Origin of the sequence: Cognatundibacterium luofuense (assembly GCF_018139685.1) — a bacterium.
Classification (GTDB): Bacteria; Pseudomonadota; Gammaproteobacteria; order Burkholderiales; family Burkholderiaceae_D; genus Undibacterium; species Undibacterium luofuense.
This window is the reverse complement of sequence record NZ_JAGSPN010000672.1, coordinates 1-279: the sequence shown is the minus strand read 5'-3', so window position 1 is coordinate 279 and position 279 is coordinate 1. Positions and strand designations below refer to the sequence as shown.

Here is a 279-nt window from a genome sequence, read left to right as displayed (position 1 = left end):
GAGGTGTAGTCAGGGACCCTTCATAGCGGTAATACTCGCCAGGGCTCTCAGGCAGAAGTTCTTCAATGTTGAAGCCTGGGATGAGCACTTGTTGGCCTTTATACTTGACGTGTTGAAGATGACTAAAGATCTTGTCATAGGACGGATTGACAGAGCCTATCTCAATAAGAACAGCAAGGACAGCGAGCCCTTCTGACTTGTCACTGGCACTGCCGAAGTCGGAGTACAGGTCTGAGTTATAATGGACGATGTGCAGCTCAGCAGCAAAGTGCTTCCCAC

1 protein-coding gene is annotated in these 279 nt (G+C 49.5%); it reads right to left on the bottom strand.

Going from position 1 to position 279, the window contains the following annotated elements:
• Nucleotides 1–279: carbonic anhydrase family protein (locus tag KDM89_RS22135; protein WP_212689889.1), on the bottom strand; the 279-nt coding region annotated here is incomplete at both ends.